At 47.1% G+C, this 18,607-nt stretch carries 16 protein-coding genes; 2 read left to right on the top strand and 14 right to left on the bottom strand.

All coding sequences use genetic code 11. The features are described from left to right. Window positions 1–26: 26 nt before the first annotated feature. Window positions 27–275: a YhdB family protein gene (locus MST20_RS00465; RefSeq protein ID WP_243939321.1), complete on the top strand. Its 249-nt coding sequence runs from the start codon at window positions 27–29 to the stop codon at window positions 273–275. A 25-nt stretch (window positions 276–300) separates the two neighbouring features. Here MST20_RS00465 and MST20_RS00460 read toward each other — a convergent pair whose 3' ends face one another. The 10 genes from MST20_RS00460 to MST20_RS00415 form a co-directional block, all read right to left on the bottom strand. Beyond that, window positions 301–819 (bottom strand): NADPH-dependent FMN reductase, encoded by a 519-nt coding sequence (locus MST20_RS00460; RefSeq protein WP_243939319.1) that lies wholly within the window; start codon window positions 817–819, stop codon window positions 301–303. Window positions 820–823: 4 nt separating this feature from the next. Further along, window positions 824–1,474, bottom strand: a complete 651-nt coding sequence (locus tag MST20_RS00455) for a response regulator transcription factor (RefSeq protein WP_279599715.1) — start codon at window positions 1,472–1,474, stop codon at window positions 824–826. Further along, window positions 1,462–2,610 carry a GAF domain-containing sensor histidine kinase gene (locus tag MST20_RS00450; RefSeq protein WP_279599714.1) on the bottom strand — a complete coding sequence of 383 codons (1,149 nt, stop codon included), beginning with the start codon at window positions 2,608–2,610 and terminating at the stop codon, window positions 1,462–1,464. Before MST20_RS00450 ends, MST20_RS00455 begins: the two co-directional genes overlap by 13 nt. Window positions 2,611–2,728: 118 nt before the next feature. After that, on the bottom strand, window positions 2,729–2,926 hold the full coding sequence (locus tag MST20_RS00445; RefSeq protein ID WP_025811818.1) for a helix-turn-helix transcriptional regulator: 198 nt from the start codon (window positions 2,924–2,926) through the stop codon (window positions 2,729–2,731). 21 nt (window positions 2,927–2,947) lie between these two features. Beyond that, a complete protein-coding gene (locus MST20_RS00440) occupies window positions 2,948–3,406 on the bottom strand; it encodes a DUF6773 family protein (RefSeq protein ID WP_243939310.1) in 459 nt (152 codons plus the stop codon). A gap of 1,025 nt (window positions 3,407–4,431) precedes the next feature. Continuing rightward, complete coding sequence (locus MST20_RS00435; RefSeq protein WP_243939308.1) at window positions 4,432–6,177, bottom strand: phospho-sugar mutase; 1,746 nt, start codon at window positions 6,175–6,177, stop codon at window positions 4,432–4,434. 184 nt (window positions 6,178–6,361) lie between these two features. Next, window positions 6,362–8,029 (bottom strand): glycerol-3-phosphate dehydrogenase, encoded by a 1,668-nt coding sequence (gene glpD, locus MST20_RS00430; protein ID WP_243939306.1) that lies wholly within the window; start codon window positions 8,027–8,029, stop codon window positions 6,362–6,364. Between the two features lie 146 nt (window positions 8,030–8,175). Beyond that, on the bottom strand, window positions 8,176–9,666 hold the full coding sequence (gene glpK / locus MST20_RS00425; RefSeq protein ID WP_243939305.1) for a glycerol kinase GlpK: 1,491 nt from the start codon (window positions 9,664–9,666) through the stop codon (window positions 8,176–8,178). Window positions 9,667–9,709: 43 nt separating this feature from the next. Beyond that, a complete protein-coding gene (locus tag MST20_RS00420) occupies window positions 9,710–10,525 on the bottom strand; it encodes an MIP/aquaporin family protein (protein WP_059230666.1) in 816 nt (271 codons plus the stop codon). Window positions 10,526–10,751: 226 nt separating this feature from the next. Further along, window positions 10,752–11,309, bottom strand: a complete 558-nt coding sequence (locus MST20_RS00415; protein ID WP_020450708.1) for a glycerol-3-phosphate responsive antiterminator — start codon at window positions 11,307–11,309, stop codon at window positions 10,752–10,754. A gap of 173 nt (window positions 11,310–11,482) precedes the next feature. On the opposite strand from MST20_RS00415, the gene MST20_RS00410 reads away from it, so the two are divergent. Further along, window positions 11,483–12,475: a quinone oxidoreductase family protein gene (locus tag MST20_RS00410; RefSeq protein WP_243939297.1), complete on the top strand. Its 993-nt coding sequence runs from the start codon at window positions 11,483–11,485 to the stop codon at window positions 12,473–12,475. Between the two features lie 96 nt (window positions 12,476–12,571). Here the strand turns inward: MST20_RS00410 and MST20_RS00405 are convergent, their stop codons facing one another. The 4 genes from MST20_RS00405 to MST20_RS00390 all read right to left on the bottom strand — a co-directional run bounded on the left by MST20_RS00405 (window position 12,572) and on the right by MST20_RS00390 (window position 18,600). Beyond that, window positions 12,572–13,483 (bottom strand): AEC family transporter, encoded by a 912-nt coding sequence (locus tag MST20_RS00405; protein ID WP_243939295.1) that lies wholly within the window; start codon window positions 13,481–13,483, stop codon window positions 12,572–12,574. 568 nt (window positions 13,484–14,051) lie between these two features. Beyond that, the gene (locus MST20_RS00400; protein WP_243939289.1) at window positions 14,052–14,852 is read right to left on the bottom strand and encodes a formate/nitrite transporter family protein; all 801 of its coding nucleotides are present in this window, start codon (window positions 14,850–14,852) and stop codon (window positions 14,052–14,054) included. Window positions 14,853–15,097: 245 nt separating this feature from the next. Beyond that, window positions 15,098–16,726, bottom strand: coding sequence for a ribosomal protection-like ABC-F family protein (abc-f, locus tag MST20_RS00395; RefSeq protein ID WP_243939287.1), 1,629 nt, complete (start codon window positions 16,724–16,726; stop codon window positions 15,098–15,100). A 335-nt stretch (window positions 16,727–17,061) separates the two neighbouring features. Beyond that, window positions 17,062–18,600 (bottom strand): bifunctional GNAT family N-acetyltransferase/carbon-nitrogen hydrolase family protein, encoded by a 1,539-nt coding sequence (locus MST20_RS00390; protein WP_020450701.1) that lies wholly within the window; start codon window positions 18,598–18,600, stop codon window positions 17,062–17,064. Window positions 18,601–18,607: the final 7 nt, after the last annotated feature.

Here is an 18,607-nt window from a genome sequence, read left to right as displayed (position 1 = left end):
CTCAGAAAGAAGGGAGAGTGGCGAAATTGAATTACGCTGATTATGACAAAGCTTTGTACTATACGCACCGCTCGCAGTGGGACAACCTGCTGATCCTGATGGTGCGGACAGAAGACGATTTATTATCAAAGCGGATCGAACATTTTTTGCACGCCTACAATTTTGAAAGAGATGACACCATTGTCGAGAAAAGGCTTTATGATCTGCTGCAGTACATTGATCACGCCTCATTTTCGGGACACGAACACGAAAACGGCGTGCTTGTTTTTACGTAAAATAAGCCTGGCGCTCTAATCGGCGTCAGGCTTTTTGAAATTCGGCAAAGAGCAGAAGCTCTTCCATTACACTTTTGATATTGGCTTTGGCTGCTTCAGTAACCGTTTGGTGTTCCTCATCAATATGAATCGGATCGAGCACAAGCTGCTTTGTGATGACGTTCGCATAAACGCCGCGCGCGACAATGCGCATATTGGCGAGCGCGTTCATCCCGCCTTTGCCGCCTCCTGCACAAGCAAAAAGCGCAACCGGTTTGCCCGAGAACTGTTCATTGCTTAAAAAATCGAGCGCATTTTTCAAAGCGCCGCTCATACCGCTGTGGTATTCGGGAGATAATAAAACAACAGCGTCTGCTTCTTTGACAGAAGTTTTCAGTTTTTGAACATTTTCCAGCGAGCTCTGCTCTTCATCTCCGTTGAAAATCGGTAGGATGAACTCGCTTAGATTGATAAGCTCCGCCTGATACGTGCGGGCGATATAGGAAGCGGCGATCCGCGTTCTGCCTTGTTTTCTCGCGGTTCCGCTGATTACGGTTATTTTCATTTGATCATCTCCCGTTATTTTGGTGTAGTCCGTGTTTAACTGCAAAGAGCGCGGCTTGCGTGCGATCGGATAAGCCTAGCTTTGACAGCAGATTGGATACATGGGTTTTCACTGTTTTTTCGCTGATAAATAAAGATGCGGCAATTTCCTTGTTGCTTTTCCCTTTTGTAATTTCCAATAAAACATCTTTTTCTCTATTTGTCAATTGATGTATTTTTTCTTTCTCATCAGCCTGTGACACATGGTGAAAGACGTGGGACATAATGCTTGGATCCAAGGAATATCTCCCTCCATAAACAGCGCGTATCGTCTCGACAAGTTCATCAGGCTCGGCGTCTTTCAGCTGATAGGCAGAGGCTCCCGCCTGGATGGCAGGAATTACATAGCTTTCGTCCGCATAGCTTGTCAGCGCTATGATTTTGACAGACGGATATTCTTTTTTTATTCGCTTTGTCGCCTCAATTCCGTCCATTTCAGGCATTGATAAATCCATTAATACGATGTCTGCCTCCCGTTTTCGCAAGACATCGAGCGCCTCGATTCCTGTCGATGCCTCTCCGACAACGTCAAAATCGCTTTTTGTTTTGAAAAAAAACAAGAGGCCTTTTCTGACAATATGATGATCATCGGCAATGATGATTTTCACCTGTTCCATCCTGCCTCCCCCTTCTCCTTCAAAGGCAAAACCGCCCGGATTTTCGTCCCCTTACCGATTGCGGAGTTGATCAAAAACGTGCCGCCCGCTTTTTCCGTCCGCTCCTTCATTCCTTTCAGCCCAAGCGTCGGGAGCCCCGCGTCAGGATCGTACTGAAACCCTTTGCCGTCATCTTCGACTTCCAAGACGGCAGACGACTGGAATACATCGATTTTCACTTGTATACGGCTTGCACTGGCATGCTTTTTGCAATTGTTGAGAGCTTCCTGGCTCAGCCGCCACATCAATTCCTCAGCAGAAGGCGGCAGACGGAGCACACCGCTGAGCTTGAAAATCACCTGAAGGCCGAGCACTTCCGCATATTTTTCAAGTGCCGCCGCCAACCCTTCTTCCAAGCCCTGGGGCCTGAGCTGCCAAATTAACGCCCGCATCTCAAGCAGCGCTTCATGAGAAAGATGTTGCATAAACTCGAGCATTTCCCTGATCTCAGGCTGGTCTGTCATTTCACCCGCCGCTTTAGCGGTCAAGCTGAGCGAAAAAAGCATTTGATTGACGGAATCATGCAAGTCCTGAGCCAATCTGTTTCTTTCGGTCAGCAGCATGTGTTTTTGCTGTTGTTCAGCAAGCCGCATCCGTTTGATCGCCATCCCGATTTGCAGAGCAACAGCTTCGAGGAGCGCCAGTTCCCCGCGGCTGAAATGAATTTTGTCCGGAGCCGCAACGTTCAGCAAACCGAACCGTTTCTTCTGATCGCTGAGCGGGACGGTTGCATGGTGTGTGATACCTTCCGGATCTCCGGTTTTCTGTTTCATGGCCGTCGTAATCCGCTGGCAATGAATGATATTTTTCGCCCTGTCCAGCTTTTCATCCCTATATTGTTCAAGACAGTAGCAGCTTCCTTCGCATAATAAACGGTTGTGCCGGTAAGAAAGCGCCTGGGGCAGGCGGACCGAAGCGGCCAGTTCAAAGCTCCCCTTTTCATCGATCAGAAACAGCCACGCCGTTTTGAGCCCTGTTAAGCGGAGCAGCTTTTTTAAAACAGCATGAAGCGTTTCTTTTAGATGGTTCCCTTCGTTTAACGTTTCCGCTATTTCTTTGAGCGTTTTCAATTTTTCAAACTGCGTGTCTTCCCGCAAAAGCTTCATCCCCTTAAACCGGAGTTTCTTTTATTATATCGATATTTGATAAAAAAAAGGCCACCTCATGAGATGAACTTTTCTAAGACTTTTGACCGAGAAGGGACAAAGCGAATCGTTAAGCTTCTTCCTCCCAAAACAAATCGTCAAGCGTTTTGTCCAGCGCCTTTGCGATCGCGATGCAAAGGTGCAATGTCGGATTGTATTTATTTTTTTCGATCAGCCCGATCGTCTGTCTTGTCACATTGACCCGCTCGGCAAGCTGGGCTTGTGTCAAAGACTTTTCGACCCGGGCGAGTTTGACCCGGTTAACCATATGCTCACCCGCCGTTTTCATTTAATCATCTAATAGATCTTGATTTTTCCGAAAGGATTTGCGCAACGAGATAAAGTTGATCAGAAAATGAAAAAATACAAACAACATCACCATCATAATAAAGTCAAACCAACTGCCGGGGTGTTTTGGTATGCCGGTAAAAATAAGCACTAAAATGGCAAATATGAGGCCGGAAGCGAGGCTGAGAGCCGTGATCTCTTTTCTTTTTTTCCTGTACGCCGCTTGACCTGCAATCTCCGGATATTCAAACCCCGACAAAAGATAGCGGAACAATATCCAGCCTGCATAGACTGCAAAACCGATGGCACTGACAATGTATTCGGATGCCGGTCTCCCTAAAATGAGGCCCCGGATGATCATATCCAAAAATAAGATAGCAGCGACAATCGTACCGGCTTCGCTAAAAAATTGCGTCATTTTCTTTTCTACGTATTCATCCCCGGTTTTGATCCATTTCATGTCAGCCATTTTCCCCTTTCAAGATGCAATTTATATCTAACTTATTGTTATATATATATTACATCATGTACTGCCGCTTATCAATAAAAATTGAAAAACCCGCCATTTAACAAGGAGGGTTTTCAGCGATTATGATTTAAAGTCGCTTTTACTTCCTTATGTCGACCACCAGACCATAGGACAGCTTGTATTGATCAGATGGCACCACTTGCCTATTGAGTTAAAGTATTTGATCTTTGAGCTGCCTTCAGCTTATTTTCATCACCCTTTTTCAGCCAAATTAGAAGAGTTAGCTCCTGTCGTTGGCTTTTGCTTCTTAGCTATGATGGGGTAAGTCTGTGTTAAGGAAGAAAAGATGAAACAAACCGAAATCATTTCTATATCTATGGGCAAATCCAGCTGCAATGAGTGCTGGAAGACAATTTAGGTTACTAAAGAGTGCTGCACTCTTGAGCTGTGAAGAGAAACTTATATATCCGGTGAAAATATCCGGTGAATGTTGTTCTGAGGGATGTCCCTTCCGTGAGGATGCTGGACACCGAAGATATTTAAATTTAAAAAGGACCCTCGTCATTTCACTGACAGAGGGTTCGATTTAAACTATTCGTTATTGGGCGGTCTGTTTTGATTTTGTGATTTTGTGAATTTTGTTGAATAACCAGCAGCCAATAAAAAGATAACAGCAAGGATATATCCTAAAATGCCTTGATTGAATACGAATATCGATATCAAATTAGATGCTATCGCCAAAATGATGAAGATGATTGTATATACGTTTAAACGCATTTAGGGAAACCTCCCTCATAAATATTTCTTGAATATTGTATCATCTATGAACTCAAAAAAAAAGAAAGCCATAGTAACTAGGATACTTGGTTTCCTCATCTCTTTGGTTAACTACTCGGCCCACATTCTTTTAAACAGTTTGTGATTTGCACACTATAGACAAGCAACGGCTCCTCTATACAAGCTGCACAAAACAAATGAAAAACCCGCCATTTAACAAGGCGGGTTTTCAGCGATTATCAATTTGAAGTCGCTTTTACAATATCATCGATTTTTTTCATCACTTCATCTGTTAATTGATGGAGAAGCGCTTCACTGTCTTCATTGGTTCGGCCTTTGACCGCGAAATAAAATTTCACTTTAGGCTCTGTTCCTGATGGACGGAGGCAGAACCATGAGCCGTCTTCAAGGAAATATTTCAAAACATTGGATGTCGGAAGATCGATCGTTTCTGTTTTGTTTTCCTTCAGCAGCGTCCGCTTCCCTGTCAAATAGTCTTCTGCGGATACAACGTCTTTTCCGGCGATGGAAAGAGGCGGCTGTTCTCTGAATGTGCTGAGGATGGCTGCGATTTGCTCCGCTCCCTCTTTTCCTTTTAAGGTCAGGGACTTCAAGCCTTCTCTATAGAAGCCGAACGATTTATACAATTCGAGGAGTCCATCATACAGCGATTTTCCCTGCTTTTTATAGAAGGCGCATACCTCAACCGCAAGCAATGCGGCCTGGACGGCATCCTTGTCCCTTGCGAAGTCGCCGATCAAGTAGCCGTAGCTTTCCTCATAACCGAATTGGAAAGCGTATTCGCCCGATGCTTCAAATTGTTTGATTTTTTCTCCGATGAATTTAAAGCCGGTCAGCGTGTCGATCGTGTCCAGTCCGAAAGAAGCGGCGATGTCGCGCCCCATTTCGCTCGTCACAATCGTTTTCAGAACGACTCCATTATCAGGCAGCGTGCCTTTCTGCTGTTTTTGCGATAGCAGATAATGCAAAAGCAGCGCGCCGGTTTGATTTCCTGTCAGCACCGCGTAACGGCCTTCTTGATCCTTTACAGCGACGCCGAGGCGGTCCGCGTCGGGATCGGTTCCGATCAGAATATCGGCTCCTTTTTCTTCACCGAGCCTGATCGCATATTCAAAAGCGGCGTGCTCTTCCGGATTAGGAGAAGACACGGTCGAAAAGTCAGGATCAGGCAGCTCCTGTTCCGGGACGACTGTGACATGTTCATATCCGAGAGCTTTCAAGCCGCGTCTCACGGATTTGTTTGCCGTGCCGTGCAGCGGGGTGAAAATGACTTTGACTTCAGTTTCCTTCGCCAGATCAGGGTTGACAGAAATCGATGTCAGTTTATCGAGATACGCTTGATCGATTTCCTCGCCGATTATTTTGATCAGCCCTTTTTCGGTTAAAGCAGCTTCATCGCCGGCTTCGATCTCCAGTTCGTTTTCAATCGCATTGACATAGCCGATGAGTTTGTCGGCATCAGCAGGCGGAAGCTGCGCGCCGTCTTCTCCGTAGACTTTATAGCCGTTGTATTCAGGCGGGTTATGGCTCGCCGTGATGACAATACCTGCAAACGCATTCAGTTCTCTTACCGCAAAGGAAAGTTCAGGTGTCGGGCGCAGTTCGTCAAACACGTACGTTTGAACGCCGTTTTCTGCGAGCGTTTTAGCAGCTTCCATTGCGAATTCAGGCGATTTGTGGCGGGAATCGTATGCGATCACAACGCCGCGCTTCTTTGCTTCTTCGCCGTTCGCTCCTATGTATGCGGCAAGGCCCGCCGATGCTTTGCGAACCGTATAAACGTTCATGCGGTTCGGACCGGGTCCGATCTCTCCGCGCATACCGGCTGTACCAAACTCAAGTTTTTTATAAAAGCAATCCTCTAGTTCTTTTTCATTTCCTTCAGCTTCCAGAAGAAGCGATTTTAATTCGGAATCTAAGTTTTCTTTGTTTTTCCAGCGTTCATAGCTCGTTCTCCAGCTCATGATTACCTCCAATATTCCAGCTAAATAATTGCAGCTTTTCTTTTATCATATCGACAAACAGCCGCTTTGTCCAAATTTAGCATGCCGAACGAAAAAAATGAGGCTGCCTGATCAAGACAGCCTCACGTTAGGCCATTCGATTGATTTTCAACGAAATTTCATCAAGGTCATTTGACCCGATACATCATCTGCTTTCCAGCGGGACAACAGCGTCGTGAAGAAGTCCTTCCAAGGCCTGGACATGCCGGGCCTTCGTTTCGCCATCCCAGTTCAGCCTCTCACTCATGTAGTCCGTAAGGCTGTCTTTGTAAGTGCGGACCCAATTGATGTCAAAGAACAGCGCACCCGTTCTGCGTACGAAGAAGTCTGCCGGGACGGCAGCCATTTCTTCCTCGATCCCGTAATCCATTTCTGCCAGTACATGGACAGGAATGCGGCGTTCTGCTGCTTCATCTTTTAGGGATGGAACACGATCAAACAGGCGGTCTGCGTTCGAACCGTATCGTGCGGCGATCTGTCTGGCCGTCTCTTCGGACAGTCCAGCCTCGATTCCTTCGGCTGCTTTCGCTTGAATAAAATCCTCCAGATTTTTGGAGCCGCCGATATGGCCGCCTGAGATCGGCATCGTTTTTGTTCTGCAAGGACCGAAGTCTCTGCCGCCCTCTTCTTTTAATCGGTCTCTGACAAGATCAACGATATGCTCAGCCATTTTTCTGTACCCGGTCAGCTTTCCGCCGGCAATCGTGATCAGTCCGGATTCAGAAGTCCAGATCTCATCTTTCCGGGAAATCTCGGACGGGTCTTTTCCTTCTTCATGAATCAGCGGTCTGAGCCCCGCCCAGCTTGATTCGACATCTTCGGCCTTGATTCCCAGTTCAGGGAACATATAGTTGATGGCATTAATGACATAATCCCTGTCTGCAGTCGTCATTCGAGGATGTTCCAAATCCTCGTTGTAGACGGTGTCCGTTGTGCCGACATATGCCTTACCGTCTCTCGGAATCGCGAACACCATGCGGCCGTCAGGCGTATCAAAATAAACGGCTTGTTTTAAAGGAAAGACCGATTGATCAAAAACAAGATGCACGCCTTTTGTATGCTGAAGGTGTTTGCCTTCTTTTGAATGGTCTTTTTCCCGCAGACGGTCAACCCACGGACCTGCAGCATTGACGATTTTTTTCGCGTGGACGCGGTATGTTTTTTTCGTGAAGACGTCTTCAATAACCACGCCGGTGACCTTGCCGTTTTCATAAATAAAATCGCTTACTTTCGCATAATTGACGGCCTCGGCTCCGAATTTAACCGCTTCTTTCATGACTTCGATCGTCAGCCTGGCATCATCCGTCCGGTATTCGACATAATAGCCGCCGCCTTTCAGGCCGTTCTTTTTCACGAGCGGCTCTTTTTGAAGCGTTTCCTCGGCATTCAGCATGCTCCTCCGCTCAGCTTTTTTGACGCCTGCTAAAAAGTCGTACACCCTCAGTCCAATTGACGTGCTGAATTTGCCAAAAGTACCTCCCTTATGCATCGGAAGCAGCATCCATTCGGGCGTTGTCACATGCGGTCCGTTTTCATAGACGATCGCCCGCTCTTTGCCGACTTCAGCTACCATTTTCACTTCAAATTGCTTTAAATAGCGAAGTCCGCCGTGTACGAGTTTCGTGGAGCGGCTTGACGTTCCGGCCGCAAAGTCCTGCATTTCACAAAGCGCCGTTTTCATCCCGCGCGATGCGGCGTCCAATGCCGTCCCTGCACCTGTAATCCCTCCGCCGATAATAAACACGTCATACTTCTGCTTCGTCATATTCTGTAAAATATCGTCCCGTTTACGACTTGAAAATAATGATTCCATGTTCATGTCCTCCCTTGTTGTCACGGTAAAAAAATAGAAAAAGAGACCACAAACATCCAAAGCGCTGATTCTGCTTTGGTGCCTGCGGTCTCTCCTCTTCTCCAACCGTTTCTATTAACTTAATTAGATTGTAACATACATGCGGCTTATTTAAAAGCCCTAGCTGCATTTACAGCTTTCTTCCACCCGCTGTACAGACTCTCGCGCTCTTTTTCTTCCATTTTCGGTTCAAAACGTTTGTCAAGCTGCCACTGGTCTTTGATCTCGGAACGATCACTCCAGAAGCCGACAGCAAGACCCGCTAAATAGGCTGAACCGAGCGCGGTTGTTTCATTGATTTCAGGACGTTCTACAGGGACATCCAAAATGTCGCCCTGAAAATCCATCAGGAAGTTGTTTTTGACAGCTCCGCCGTCGACTCTCAGCGTTTTCACCGAGATCCCGGAGTCTTCCATCATTGCGTCAAGCACGTCTTTCGTTTGATAAGCAAGTGCTTCAAGCGTTGCTCTAACAAAATGCTCTTTCGTCGTACCCCGGGTCAGTCCGAATACAGCGCCGCGGACATCGCTGTCCCAATAAGGCGTGCCTAAACCTACAAATGCAGGAACCACATAAACACCATCGGCAGATTCTGCTCTTACAGCGTATTTTTCACTTTCTTTGGCGTCTTTAAACATTCTCAGCCCATCACGGAGCCATTGAATAGCGGAACCTGCGACGAAGACGCTGCCTTCCAGCGCATATTCCACCTTTCCGTCGATGCCCCAGGCGATTGTCGTCAGCAGGCCGTGCTCTGATTTGATCGCTTTTTCGCCGGTGTTCATTAGCATAAAGCAGCCTGTTCCATACGTGTTCTTAACCATTCCCTCTTCAAAGCAAGCCTGCCCGAACAATGCTGCCTGCTGGTCGCCGGCTGCACCTGCAATCGGAATGTTTTTCCCGAAGAAATGATAATCGACCGTTTCAGCGTATACATGCGATGAAGGCTTGACTTCCGGAAGCATCGATTTCGGCACGTCGAGAATATCGAGAAGTTCCTCATCCCATTTGAGGTCATAGATGTTGAACATCAATGTTCTTGAGGCATTTGAATAATCTGTCACATGCGCTTTTCCGCCGGACATTTTCCAGATCAGCCAAGAATCGATCGTACCGAAGAGAAGGTCGCCGTTTTCCGCTTTCTCCCTTGCCCCTTCCACATGATCTAAAATCCATTTCACCTTCGTGCCTGAGAAATAAGGATCGATTAAAAGTCCTGTTTTCTCTCTGATCGTCTCTTCATAGCCGTTCTCTCTCAATTCCTGGCATATTTCCGCCGATTGGCGGGACTGCCACACAATCGCATTGTAGACCGGTTTACCGGTATGTTTATCCCAAACAACGGTCGTTTCCCGCTGGTTGGTGATCCCGATTCCGGCAATTTGTCCGGCTTCGATCCCCGATTCTGAAAGCGCAGAAGCGATCACCGACAGAACGGAGCCCCAGATTTCATTTGCATTATGTTCAACCCAGCCGGGGTTTGGAAAATATTGCTGAAATTCTTTTTGCGCAATATGGACGATTTCGCCTGCTTTGTTGAAAACAATCGCCCTTGTGCTAGTGGTGCCTTGATCAAGAGACAAAATGTATTTTTCCATTTTTTAAAACTCCCCCTTATATGTCTGTTAAGATTGCGTTTTTTTAAATGTTGACCGATTGATCAACCGATTGTTTTTTCATATGAATATAGAAACCTAACAATATCACAACTAATATAACGCTTACAATCCAAAATGTGTTGGTGATGTGTCCTTTGAATGCGGCATTGTAAAAAACGCCTGCAAATGAACCGCCGAGCGCCGGTCCTAAAACAGGAATCCACGCGTACTTCCAATTTGAACTCCCTTTGCCTGCAATCGGAAGGACAAAGTGGGCGATTCTAGGCCCCAAATCGCGGGCAGGGTTAATCGCATATCCTGTTGTTCCGCCGAGCGAGAGCCCGATCGCCACGATCAGAAATCCGACAACAAGCGGATTCAGTCCGTCAGTAAACTTGTTTGCACCGATCGCTAAAAGTCCGAGAACGAGAACAAAAGTCCCCAATGTTTCACTGAACAGGTTTGCAAATGTATTTGGAATCGCCGGACCTGTCGAAAATACTCCCAGCTTCGCGCCTTGATCTTCGGTTTCTTTCCAGTGCGGCAAGTAGTGAAGAAAAACGAGCACCGCTCCTAAAAATGCGCCGATCATCTGTCCTAAAATATAGGAAGGCACTTCTTCCCAAGGAAAATCTCCGACAAATGCCAGCCCTAATGTCACGGCGGGATTTAAATGCGCTCCGCTGATGCCGCCGACGGCATATACCGCCATGGCCACGCCGAGCCCCCAGCCGAAGACGATCACAATCCATCCGGATTGATGGGACAGCGATTTTTTCAAATTAACTCCTGCACAAACTCCAGCTCCAAAGACGATGAGCAGCATCGTTCCGATAACTTCCCCCCAAAATGCTGTCAAGGCTATCCCTCCTAAAATCTATTATGAAGTGTTATTTTAAAGATGAACACCATGGGCTCACCTTTTCCACTGTGTCTATAAGACCATAAAAAAACACAGCAAACTTTCTTTACATCATTGAGTAAAGAACTGCTGTGGTCTCCGGGTCTCCGTCACAATGTATTAACTTAGTAAAATCGTATCGTATAGTGAAAGCGTTGTCAATAATTTTTCACATTTTATATTTTTACTTCCAGTATTTTTTCCATAAATCAGTGTCTGAGGTGGTGACTGCGGACGCCCCTGCTGCAAGCGCCTGCTCGACGTCTTTTTCAGTACGGATAAACCCGCCCGCAAAGATCGGAATGCCGGTTTTTTCTTTGACTTCCTTGATCAATTCCGGCACCACTCCGGGAAGCACTTCTATATAGTCGGGTCTGTGCTTTTTCACCAATTCAATACTCTTCTTCATGGCGCTTGTGTCTATTAAAAACATGCGCTGGATCGCATACACTTTCTTCTGCTTTGCTTTGGCAATAACGCTTGATCTTGTAGAAAGAATCCCCGCCGGCTTCATTTCCTGGCAAATGAATTCCGCACCGTATTCATCATGCTTAATTCCTTGGATCAAATCGACGTGCACAAACATTTTTTTCCCATGGGATCTGGCCGCGCTGATGACACCCCCCAGCTGTCCAAGGTGGATGTCAAGCAGAACCCCGTATGAAAATGGGCTGTCCAGGAATGTATCAAACTGCTTCATATTACGTACCGCAGGTAAAATTTTTTGATCGTGAAAACTCATGTTCCATCTCCTTCACTTGCTATCTTGCTTCTGTATTACACTAATGGAATTTCCGCCTCATTGCAATCCTTTATAAACAGAAGCCGCTCGCGGTCCCCGGGCAAATCATTTTACATTTACCTTCATTCATGTCCATAATTTAACACAACCAACTCGAATGGAGGGAATTTTTTATGAAAGCGATCATCCATGAAGGAATCAAGGGCCTTTCAGGGCTGAAATATACAGATGTTTCCGACAAAACGCCCGGTCCGGGTGAAGTCAAAATCAGACTGAAAGCGGCCGGGCTGAACCACCGTGACTTGTTCCTCTTTCAATCCAGGGAGGCGGGGGATTCCCCGTTTATACCCGGCTCCGACGGAGCAGGCACGATCGAAGAGACAGGCGAAGGTGTTCAGGGCCTCGCCGTTCATACAGAGGTGATCATCAATCCGAGCATCGGCTGGGAATATACGGATTCTGTTCCGCAAGTACCTGACATTCTCGGCGGCCCATCTGACGGAACCTTCGCAGAGCATGTCATCGTCCCGGCGAAGCACGTGTTGAAAAAGCCGGCGCACCTTTCCTGGGAGGAAGCAGGCGTCCTGCCTTTATCCGCTCTGACCGCTTACAGGGCTTTATTTACAAAAGGCCATTTAAAAAAAGGTGAACATATCTTAATACCGGGAGTCGGCGGAGGCGTCGCCACAAATGCGGTACTCATGGCAAAGGCAGCGGGCGCGCGGGTGACTGTAACCTCCCGAAGTGAAGAAAAAAGAAAAGAAGCGCTCCGCTATGGGGCGGACCTCGCAATCGAAAGCCGCGGCCTGTGGAAAGAAAGCTTGGGCGGGGAACAGGTTGATTTGATCCTCGACAGCATCGGCCCGGCAACTTTTGCGAATTATTTCGATGTCATCGAGCCGAACGGAAGGATCATCAATTTCGGCGCCAGCTCGGGAGACAGCATCCAGCTTCCGCTGCGCTCGCTCTTTTTCCCGCAAATCAGCATCATCGGCACTTCGATGGGCAGCCTCGAAGAATTTCGGCAAATGATTGATTTTATCGAACGCCATTCGCTTAAGCCGGTGCTTGATCAAGTGTTTCCTTTATCAGAAGCGGTTGCAGCCTTTAAACGGATGAAAGACGGGGAGCAGTTTGGAAATATCGCTTTGCAAATAGGCGGGTAAACTCTGGGGGGAACGGCGGCTTGCCATGTCATCAGCCGCCGTTTCAAGCTGCCTTTTTGGTTTCGCCGGAAAAAAAGGCCGCCTGAAAGATTCAGGTCAGCCCCATAAGGAAAGCAGCCACAGCACGACCGGAAGGGTGACGATGCTGAGCATTGTACTGATAAAAGTCGCGCTTGAAACGATTTCCGGCTTTGTTTCAAACTGCACCGCCATCAAAGTTGTATTCGCCGCCGTCGGCATGGCCGCCGCCAACACCATGATCTGTTTGACCAGCCCGTCGACGGGAAGAATCAGCGCAAACCCCAAGGCAATGAGCGGAGACACGAATAATTTCAGCAAGAGCGAGTAAGAAATTTTCCGGTATTCGATATGTTGAAAGGAGATCACCGCAAGCTGCATGCCAAGAATAATCATGATCGTCGGAATCGCGGCATCCCCCACCAATTTAATTCCCGTCATTAACTGTTCGGGAATCGAAATATACCCCAGCTGAAAGCATATGCCGAGCAGCGCACCGTATGCGACCGGCATCCGGATAACCCTTGTCATCACGATTTTAAATCCGCCCGCTTCAGGGCTTCCTTTCGCTGCGTAATATATGCCGATCGTGCTCATGACAAGCTGCTGAAGCACCATCAGCACAACGGCGATATCAAGCCCGGCCGTGCCGTAGACAAGCAGGACGACGGGAGTGCCGTAGTTTCCGTTATTCATGAAAGCGGATGATAAAACGAGAGCGCACCGCTCCTGATTGGAATACCCGTGAACATATGAAATGAGGTAGACAAATAGAATCAAAGTGAAACAGAGGCCGAGACAATAGACAGACATATAGAGATAATCCATCGTCAGCTTGTTCTCATAAAACGTATCAAATGCTAAAAACGGAGACATTAAATACAGGGACATTTTAGATAGGTTCTGAATATCAAAATGAAGCAGCTTTTGTCCGATGAACCCGATCGCAAATATCCCGAAAACCGGCAGTAAAACAAGCACAAACTCCATGATGCACCTTCTTTTTATGTATAACCGTTCTCATTAATACTATCAATCATATAGAAAATTCCGTTTGTTTTCAACGGGGTTTCCAGCCCATTTGCAGAAAAAGAGCTCCCGTATACCCGGCCCTTCTTGGCTAGGTGTGCGGCAATCTTCTTCATGTTCTGGGATGCGGCTGTGAGGAGAACTTGTTCACTTCCTTTCAAATCCGCTTCAAGCGAAATAACTCGGCATCATTTTTTCTGCCGCGGGCAAATAAAAACCGCAGACAAAAGAAGACAACCAATGCCTCTACTGTCTGCGGGGAGTTGCGGATGTCCGTCTATTCCGATTTTAATGGGTGCGATAAGCATTGGTTAAGGAAGGACACGAACTCTTCCGCAGGCTGAATGAGCCTTGAGCTTTTCCTTATGTATCACATTCAGGTTGACATTGCTGTCTCATTGTCATGTTGTTCAGCCTCCGTTGCTTTTTTCTTACTTTGTAAGTACACCCGCCTAATCCCATTTCATCATCATCTTTTTCCAAAAACGGACGACATTTGTATGTTTCATCGAGTGGATTTGTCCTTTGTTTATGATACCCGCTTTATTTCTTGTCTGGAGCGGTCTTTCTTGTGGTATCCAATAAAATAAATGAGACCGACAAACACGGCTCCGCCAATGACATTGCCGATAAAAGCCGGAATGATGTTTCCGATAAACTGCCCCCATGTGAACGAGCCTGCAAAAATGGCTGCGGGAATCACAAACATGTTGGCGACAACGTGCTGAAATCCGATTGCGACAAAAGCCATAATTGGGAACCAGATGCCAAGAATTTTTCCTGCTCCGTCTTGGGCGCCGAAAGAAAGCCATACCGCAAGACATACAAGCCAGTTACAGCCGATTCCGGAAATGAGAACCTTGCCGAAGCTCATATCTAGTTTTCCTTGTGCAACGGCGATCGTTTTTTCTAAATAAGGGCCTGTTTCAGTCAATCCAACCAAATGTCCGAAAAAGTAAGCAACAAACAGTGCGCCGATTAAGTTCATCATCGTAACGATTCCCCAGTTAACCGCCAATTGTTTCAGTGATATTTTTCTTGAAAATAAAGCCATCGCAACAGACATCATATTCCCTGTGATCAATTCAGCTCCAGCGAGCACCACAAGGATCAGACCGACAGGAAATACGGCAGCTCCGATCAGGCTGGACAGGCTTCCCCATTCTTTCGGCAGATCGGCGATTACCCTGATATCAAGCAAGTACCCAAGCGCGATAAATGCGCCGCCTAAAAACCCCAATACAAGCAGAGACGGCAGTGGGAGCTGTACTTTTTTCTTTCCTGCTTCAATTGCCGCATCCGCTATTTCATCCGGTTTTCGAAAAGCCATACTAAACCCCTCCATGATTTCTTCTTTTCTCACAGTTATCGCAGAAAGACAATAAAAAAAGGCAGCACTCAAATAACCTGTGTCAACCAGGCGTTTGAATGCTGCCTAACTTGTATGCATACCCATACAACAAAATCAAGCAGAATTAAGATATTGAAAGAGAATATATACAGTCCGTGCATACATTCCATTGCTTTTGCCTTCTATAACTGTAGCAATATCCTATCAAATGTGATAAAAATGTGTCAACCCTGCCGCCGCTTCTCTCTTGCGAATGTATAGTTCCCTTCATACTTGACGAGTTTCCTGCCGTCAAGCCACCAGGTGACATTGAAAAGCCGGTCAAGAAAGTATCTGTCGTGCGAAACCGCAATAATCGTCCCTTGAAATTGGCTTAATGCTTCTTCAAGCATCTCCTTCGATTCGATGTCCAAATGGTTTGTCGGCTCATCGAGGATCAGCACATTATGGTTTTGGTGAACGAGCTGGGCCAAGCGGAGCCGCATCCGTTCGCCTCCGCTTAAATTTTTCACTTTTTGAAAGACGGATTGGCCGAAAAACAAAAACTTTGCAAGCATCATTCTGGCTTCGCCTTCTGATGCAGAAACATGTTCACGGAATTCGGCTAAAACCGTACGCTCTTCCTCCATTTCGCCGACATGCTGCGTCAGATATGCGGCCGATAAATTGCTGCCAAGCTGCACGTCACCGCTGTCCGGCGTTTCCTTTCCGCTAATGATGTTGAGCAGCGTCGTTTTGCCGCTGCCGTTCTCCCCGACGATGGCGGCGCGCTCCTGAAAACGGACATGCATACTAAGATTGTCAAAAAGCGCCCGCTCACCGAAGCTTTTGCAGACATCCTCAAGCTTGACGACATCTTTTCCGCTTCGTTCATCCATGCTGAAAGCTAAATCGATCTTTTTGCGTTCCAGTACGGGTTTCTTCACCTTCTCCATGCGTTCCAAAGCTTTTTCCATGCTTTTCGCTCGCCGGTGCAGGCCGTCATTCGGAGGATTGGCGCGATTCGCCCATTCCTTCAGCCGCTTGATCGTTTCCTTCATTTTTTTGATTTTCTTCTGCTGATCCTGATAGTCATGAAATTCTCTGATGAGGCGCTCTTCCCGTTCATCGGCATACTGTGTATAGCCGCCTTTGGAAAAGTGAAGCTCTCCCTGGTCGATTTCAAGAATTGAGGTGACCGCTTCATCCAGGAAATAGCGATCATGCGATACAATGACTGCTGTGCCTTTATACTGCTTTAAAAAAGATGTCAGCCATTCGATCGCTGTCAAATCCAAATGGTTTGTCGGTTCATCCAGCAAAAGCAGATCCGGAGCTGCCAAGAGAAGCCTGGCAAGACCCGCTTTCGTCCGTTCTCCTCCGCTTAACTCCCGCCACTCGGCATCGAGTAGCCGCTCGATATTCAAGCCGTGCGCCACCCGTTCGATTTGCGCACTGATGCCGTAGCCGCCTTTTCGCTGAAATTCATCTTGCATAGCCCCGTACTTTTCCAAAAGGAGACTGAGTTTTTCCGCGTCCTTTTCAACCGCCAATTGCCGTTCAATCCGGGAAAGCTTCTGCTGTGTGTCCCATAATGATGAAAAAACGTCATAGAGCAGCTCTTTTACCGTTTTCCTGCCGTCCCATGCGGGATTTTGCTCCAAGAGCCCCGTTGATAATCCTTTTTTCCAAGTCACAAGGCCTTCATCAGGTTTCGCTTGGCCGCCGATCAGCTTCAACAACGTCGTTTTCCCTTCCCCGTTTCGTCCGATCACACCGATTCGCTCCCCTTGGTGCAGGTCCCATGACAGCCCGCTGAAAATCGTATGTCCTCCGTATGTTTGCCCGACATGTTGCAAACTGCATATTATCATCTATCTTTCCTCCGCACTCCATGAAGAGACACCGAGCATAAAAAAGACGGCAGAGCTTACACCCCGCCGTCAGCATCAGAAAATCCGATTGTGGGCAGATGTCTCTCACTGGTATTTTTTCCAATTGAATGTGTAAAAAAGGGCAGACTGATCCCGTAATACGCATTCCCCGGAAAAAATCGCGCGACAAATATACAGATGAGCTTGCATATCCGTCATGCGCTTACCAGTTTGATTCATCTTTTCCACCTCCTTTTAATAGTTACAATATATGAAAAATAAAGATAAAAGTCAACATGAAAAAGCCGGCCTCAAGCGGCCGGCACACGAATCTGCTATTTTTGATAATGAATCCGGTAGATGTCATGGCGTCTGTCCTTGAGCTGCCGGACCGTTCCGTCCTGCCGCTGTCTTCTGAGAATTTCCAGGTCGACATCGCCGATGACCACCATTTCAATGTTCGGATTGCATTCGCCGACGATTCCATCCCTTGCAAATTCAAAATCTGAAGGAGCGAAAATCGCGGATTGCGCATATTGGATATCCATATTTTCGGTTTGCGGCAGATTGCCGACCGTACCGGAAATAACCGTGTACACCTGATTTTCAACAGCTCTTGCTTGAGCGCAGTATCTGACTCGCAAGTAGCCTTGGCGGTCTTCCGTGCAGAAAGGGGTGAAAATAATCTTGGCCCCTTTTTCGGTTGCGATTCTGCCGAGCTCCGGGAACTCGATGTCATAGCAGATCTGGATCGCGATTTTGCCGCAGTCTGTGTCAAAGACGCGCACTTCGTCCCCCCTGCTGATGCCCCACCATTTTCGTTCATTCGGGGTAATATGAAGCTTATATTGCTTTTCAATCGTTCCGTCTCTTCTGAACAAGTAAGCGATATTGTAGATCTTCCCTTCTTCTTCAACGAAGTGAGAACCGCCGATAATGTTGACATTGTATTTAACGGCAAGGTCTGTGAACAGGCTGATATAGTCTTCTGTATATTCGGTAATCCGCTGAACGGCCAGGCTCGGTGAGCGCTCTTCAAGAAACGACATCAGCTGCGTCGTAAAGATTTCGGGATAGACGGCAAAATCCGCTCCCGCGTCTGAAGCCACGTCTGCATAGTATTCGACTTGGTTGGCAAACTCCTCGAAGGAATGAATCTGCTTCATCTCATATTGAATCACACAGATTCTCACCGGAAAAGCTGATTTGTAATAGCGCTTCGTCTGCGGCAAGTAGTCGACATTATTCCACTCCATCAATGTCGCATATTTGCTTGATGCTCTGTCATCCGGGAGATAGTTCGGGTTGATCCTCATCATCGTAAATCCGTTCAGCAGCTGAAACGAAAGGACCGGATCATAGATCTGGTGGTGGATGACTTGTTCGACATACTCCCTCGGCGTCATCTCGGAAGCGTACTTATGATAGTTCGGAATCCTGCCGCCGATGATAATGCTCTTTAAATTTAAGCGCCTTGCCAGATCTTTTCGCGCTTCATAGAGACGGTGGCCGATCTTCATCCGTCTGTATTCAGGATGAACCATGACCTCGATCCCGTACATGTTTAAGCCGTCGGGATTATGATTCGTAATATACCCGTCGTCTGTAATATCCTGCCATGTATGTCTGTCATCATATTCATCAAAGTTGATCAACAGGCTTGAACAGGAACCGATCACTTCTCCGTCAAGCTCTGCGCAAAACTGGCCTTCCGGGAAGTGTTCCAAATGGCTTTCCAGATGTTCCCGTTTCCATGGGATCATTCCCGGAAAACATAGCTCTTGAAGCCCGATGATGCTGTCGATATCTTTTTCTTCAATATTGCGGATGACAATCTTTTTTTCAAAGCGGGAAAGATCCAGTTTTTCAGACACGTCCCAT

It is taken from the genome of Bacillus sp. B19-2 (genome assembly GCF_022832475.1).
GTDB classification, from domain to species: domain Bacteria; phylum Bacillota; class Bacilli; order Bacillales; family Bacillaceae; genus Bacillus; species Bacillus paralicheniformis.
The sequence above is the reverse complement of the archived record's forward strand: the minus strand, read 5'-3'. Positions and strand labels throughout refer to the sequence as shown.